The sequence below is a fragment of the Plasticicumulans sp. genome (assembly GCF_035331805.1).
Taxonomy (GTDB): Bacteria; Pseudomonadota; Gammaproteobacteria; order Competibacterales; family Competibacteraceae; genus Plasticicumulans.
Genome location: NZ_DAOLKE010000060.1, coordinates 10,955 through 15,139, shown reverse-complemented (window position 1 = coordinate 15,139; position 4,185 = coordinate 10,955). Strand labels below are relative to the sequence as shown.

The following is a 4,185-nucleotide window of genomic DNA, read 5'->3' as shown; positions in this document are numbered from 1 at the left end:
GCAAGCGCCGACTCTGCGGTTCCGCAGCTCTGCATCCTGCGCACTGCCGCAGCCCGGCTCTGGTCTGGCATGTTGACCGTGGTGCCGGAAGCTCCGGCGCCGACCCGCCGGCCCGAGCCGCGGGCCCGTCGAGAGAACCGCCGCAGAGAGCGTGCTGACCATGAAGACCAAAGCCGTGCTGACCCTGACCGAGGTGCGCAGCATCCTCGATGCCGCCGAACAGCATGCCCGCGCCCAGGGCTGGGCCGTGTCGATCGCCGTCGTCGATGACGGGGGCCATGCGCTCGGGCTGCTGCGCCTCGATGACGCGTCTCCGGTGTCGGCCGAGATCGCGCTCGGCAAGGCGCGCACCGCTGCGCTCGGGCGGCGCGACAGCGAGGGCTACGAGGACATGATCAACCAGGGCCGCACGGCCTTCGTCAGCGCGCCGCTGCCGGTGATGCTGACCGGCGGCGTGGTGCTGCGCATCGACGGGCAGGTGATCGGCGCGGTCGGCGTTTCCGGCGTGCGTCCGGAGCAGGACGCCGAGACGGCGCGCGCCGGCATCGCAGCGGTGGTCTGAGCCGCCTGCGGTTTCAGGCAATCGGCAGCTTGCTGCCGGCCCGGCTCAGGCGGTCGTGCAGCGCCAGCACCGGCGCGACCGCCGGATGGATGGCGGCCGGACCCAGATGTTCGAGGCTGGTGCAGGCTGCCCAGGCCTCGGCCGCGCGTTCGTAAGCCGCGATCCAGGCCGTGCGCTGCGGCTGTTTTTCGGCGGCGACCGGCCAGACACCGGGCCGCGGCTTCAGGTGCGCGCCGATGCCGATGCGCCAGGGCTTGGCACTGACGCGGGCGCGGAAGCAGCGCTGGTTGCGGCACATGCGTGCGTACAGCGGATCGGTGCCGACCGCGGCGAAGAAGGCGGCGACCTCGGTGGCACCGGGCGCAAAGGGCCGGTGCGTGACCAGCAGCCGCAGCCCGGCCGGCGTGCGGTAGACGCGGATGCCCCAGTCCGGATGCCGGTGCGCGTAGCGGCGCACGCGGCGCAGTGCCTGTGCCTCGGCACCGCCGGCGAGCCATCGCCACAGCCGGAACAGGCCGTGCGCGGCAGGCGCGCAGCCGAGCACGGCCGCGAAGGCCAGCGCATAGCCGAAGCCGCTGCCGCAGGCGTGACCGGCGAGCGCGGCCGCGAGCGCGGCGAGCACGAACACGATGACGCTCAGGCGCAGCGGCGCCCGGTGCGCATGGTCGATGTCCGCGAACAGCACGTCCGGCACGTTCAGGCAGCGCGCGCCGTAGCTGTTGCGGGTGACGACGGCCGTGCCGTGGCGCTCGACGATCTCCTCGCGGATCGGCAGACCGTCGGCGCCGTTGTATGGCTGCTTCGGTTCGCGCCGATCCAGCCGTTCGCCGGCGAGCAGGCGCTGCAGCGCCTCGCCGGCGCGGGTTTCGGCGTGCTGCTGCGCATCGGCCTGGCTGGCATCGGACCAGCCGTATCGGCGCACGGTGATCTGCCGTCCCTCCTTGCGCTGTTGCCGTCGCGCTTCTGCCCAGTAGGCGGGGACGATCATCGGCGCGCCGGCTCAGAGCGCTGCCAGTCCGTGCCGCGCGCGGGCACGCTGACAGCGGTCATCGCCGGCCTGCAGTTCGCGGCACGGCGACGGGCGCTGCGCATAGACGGTGCAGGCCACGGACTGCCCGATCCCGCCGGCCAGCGCCACGCAGCGCATCGGGGCTGACGCGGTGCCGCGCATGCAGGCGTGCCAGGCGCTCAGGGCTTCGTACAGCGATCCGGGCAGGCCGAGCTGCGGCGCTTCGCCCCAGTAGAACGACACGCGATAGGTCGCGCAGCAGGCCCCGCAGTGTGTGCAGGGCGAGGAATCGGGGGCGGGGTCGCCGGCAGGCAGCGGATCGGATGCCGGGGCCGGCGTGGCCGTGCTCGGTTCGGTCATGGCGTTACGGTCTGTTCATGTAGGGGAATTCTGGCACCGAACCTCGCGGTCCGCGGTCGGAGCGTCACGGTCCGGTCTGGAGGGCAGCGGCGCGCAGGCGTCGTGCCCGCAGCATTGCCGGAACGCATGCCGATGTTCTCACGCATCCGCACGCATCCCCGAATCCGGGGAGCACGGTGAAATTTTCGCTGTGCTGCACTCCGGGCGGGCGCGTGCGGCACCACGCCGGAGGCGTTCGATGAAGCCGCTTTACGATGTCGTCAGTCAGGGTCTGATCCACAGCTGGAAGCCGGTCAAGGCTGCCAAGGCCGGCCGCGCCTACCGCTGCCGCTGCTCGCGCCCGGTGTTCTTCCGCAACAGCGAATGCCTCGCCTGCCATGCACCGCTCGGTTTCGAGCCGCTGCTCGGCGAGCTGGGTGCGCTGCAGCCCGGCGATGCCGAGGGCCTGTGGCGGCTCGAAAACGGCGACGGCGCGCAGTACCGGCGCTGCGCGAACTTCGAGCAGATCGGCTGCAACTGGCTGATCCCGGCCGACAGCGACGCGACGCTGTGCCTGTCCTGCGTGCTGAACCGCACGATCCCGGACCTCAGCGAGCCGGAGAATCTCGCGTACTGGCAGAGCATCGAGATCGCCAAGCGCCAGCTGGTCGCGCAACTGCTCGCACTCGGCCTGCCGGTGCGCTCGAAGGTCAGTGACGACCCGGACAACGGCCTGTGCTTCGATTTCCTGAAGTCCCTGCCCGACGGGCCGCGCGTGCTGACCGGTCACGACGAGGGCCTGATCACGCTGAACGTCGAGGAAGCCGACGACGCCAGGCGCGAGGCGATGCGCAAGCAGCTCGGCGAGCCCTACCGCACGCTGCTCGGCCATCTGCGCCACGAGGTCGGGCATTACTACTGGGATGTGCTCGTGCGCGACTCGCACTGGCTGGAGCCGTACCGTGCGCTGTTCGGCGACGAGTCCTTCGACTACGCCACCGCGCTGCAGCAGCACTACGAGAACGGTCCGCCGGCCGACTGGCCGCAGCAGTTCGTCAGTGCCTACGCGACCAGTCATCCGTGGGAGGACTGGGCCGAGACCTGGGCGCATTACCTGCACCTGGTCGACACGATGAACACCGCGCTCGCCTTCGGCCTGAACGCCGAGGATGTCGAGGTCGACACCGAGCCGTTCGGTTCCGATGCGCTGTACGACCCGCAGCACCCCGGCGCCGGACAGTTCCTGTACTTCATCAACGCCTGGGTCGATCTCGTGACGATCCTGAACGAGCTGTCGCGCAGCATGGGCCAGCGCGACTTCTACCCGTTCGTCATGAGCCGGCCGGTGGTGGCGAAGCTGCACTTCATCCATCTCGTCATCGAGGACGCCCGCGACCAGCACCTGCAGGCACAGGACGGCGGGGTCGAGGCCGCGACGACGATGGCGGAGCCGGTGGTGTCGTGAGTCTTGTCCGGCAGAGGGCGGTTGAACGCCCCCTGCCGGTTCAGAGCGGCGCCAGCGTGCGCAGCCGTTGCAGCCAGGCTGCGAAATGCGGGCATTCGGCCTCGATGCGTTGGAGGCCGATGCGTCCGGCGGCGAGCGGACCATGACGGACCTTGCGAAAGCCCGGGTTGCGCAACAGACCGAGGCGAGCGGACGGCTTTGTGGTCTGGCTGCCGTTGATCTGTTCGGGATGAGCGAAGCCTGAACGAATATTCTGCAGTGCAGGCAGATGCCTGGCCCAACTCGTCTCCGTGCCGGTCAGGGTGGTCAGATCGGAAAACAGGAGCGTCTCGAACTCCCAGGGCTGGATATGCGGAATGAAGCGGTCAGGCCGGCATCCGGTGCGTGCGATGACATCTGCATGAAACGCCGTTTCCAGATACCCGGCCCGTCTGCCGCTATCGGAAATTTTCAGCGATCCAGCATGCGCAGGAAAGGCAGTGTCGAGTTTGTGCAGGTCGAAGAAAGTGCTGACGTACGTGCTGGCGCGTTCACGCAAGGTATTGCGCAGGAATTTCCAGACCCGCTCATAGCTGAGTGCTCCGCCACGACCACCGCCTGCAACTTCCACCAGCCGCGCTGTCAGGATAATGCCGCTTGCCGCGAATACCGGAGCCATCACGTCGCGTACGAAGGTCTCTTCGGTCTGGCCTTCGGCGATGATGATGACCTGGATCACCGGCTTGGTCTCCCGCCGAGCACGTTCTGCTTCCAGAGTTCGCCGAGCGAATAATCCTGCAGCCAGTCATGCAACGATTCCGTATCGAGCCG

General features: G+C 69.0%; 5 protein-coding genes. 2 read left to right on the top strand and 3 right to left on the bottom strand.

Translation table 11 applies throughout. The annotated features are described in order from the left end of the window. Nucleotides 1-160: 160 nt before the first annotated feature. Nucleotides 161-562 carry a heme-binding protein gene (locus tag PKE44_RS06630; RefSeq protein ID WP_324549301.1) on the top strand — a complete coding sequence of 134 codons (402 nt, stop codon included), beginning with the start codon at nucleotides 161-163 and terminating at the stop codon, nucleotides 560-562. 13 nt (nucleotides 563-575) lie between these two features. On the opposite strand, the gene PKE44_RS06625 is transcribed toward PKE44_RS06630, so the two are convergent. Continuing rightward, entirely contained in the window at nucleotides 576-1,550 is a 975-nt protein-coding gene (locus PKE44_RS06625) for a hypothetical protein (protein WP_324549299.1), read from the bottom strand. Between the two features lie 12 nt (nucleotides 1,551-1,562). Next, complete coding sequence (locus PKE44_RS06620; RefSeq protein ID WP_324549297.1) at nucleotides 1,563-1,931, bottom strand: YkgJ family cysteine cluster protein; 369 nt, start codon at nucleotides 1,929-1,931, stop codon at nucleotides 1,563-1,565. A 238-nt stretch (nucleotides 1,932-2,169) separates the two neighbouring features. On the opposite strand from PKE44_RS06620, the gene PKE44_RS06615 reads away from it, so the two are divergent. Beyond that, nucleotides 2,170-3,375, top strand: a complete 1,206-nt coding sequence (locus tag PKE44_RS06615) for a putative zinc-binding peptidase (protein WP_324549294.1) — start codon at nucleotides 2,170-2,172, stop codon at nucleotides 3,373-3,375. A gap of 40 nt (nucleotides 3,376-3,415) precedes the next feature. Here the strand turns inward: PKE44_RS06615 and PKE44_RS06610 are convergent, their stop codons facing one another. Continuing rightward, complete coding sequence (locus tag PKE44_RS06610) at nucleotides 3,416-4,093, bottom strand: DUF4276 family protein (RefSeq protein WP_324549293.1); 678 nt, start codon at nucleotides 4,091-4,093, stop codon at nucleotides 3,416-3,418. Between the last annotated feature and the right edge of the window lie 92 nt (nucleotides 4,094-4,185).